Origin of the sequence: Marinimicrobium sp. UBA4209 (assembly GCF_002381585.1) — a bacterium.
Classification (GTDB): Bacteria; Pseudomonadota; Gammaproteobacteria; order Pseudomonadales; family Cellvibrionaceae; genus Marinimicrobium; species Marinimicrobium koreense.
Genome location: NZ_DFTP01000060.1, coordinates 691 through 1,069 on the forward strand (window position 1 = coordinate 691; position 379 = coordinate 1,069).

Annotated in this window: 1 protein-coding gene; it reads right to left on the bottom strand. The window is 64.1% G+C overall.

Annotated elements, in window-relative coordinates:
• On the bottom strand, positions 1–379 hold a 379-nt coding region (locus B3187_RS08630; protein WP_286805792.1), incomplete at both ends, for an ATP-binding protein.

Here is a 379-nt window from a genome sequence, read left to right on the forward strand (position 1 = left end):
CGCCGCCACATCCAACCGCTCACGATTTTCCAGCGGGGGCAGTATGCCGGGCAGGCGACTGGCGAGCATGGTTTTGCCAGTCCCCGGCGGCCCATACATCAACAGGTTATGGCCGCCGCTGGCCGCGACCTCAAGAGCCCGTTTGGCCTGTACCTGGCCTTTGACATCACTGAGGTCAAAATCCAGGGTCGGTTCGTCGGTGGCATCGAACGGCCCTTCGGCCTGGGGTAAGCGCTCCCGCTGATGCAGGTGCGCGCACACTGAAAGCAGGTTTTTTGCGGAGAACACGGCAGTGGAATCACACAGCGCGGCCTCTTCGGCGTTGTCGGCGGCGACCACCAGATGCCGTTTGGCATCGCTGGCGGCCAACGCCGCAGGC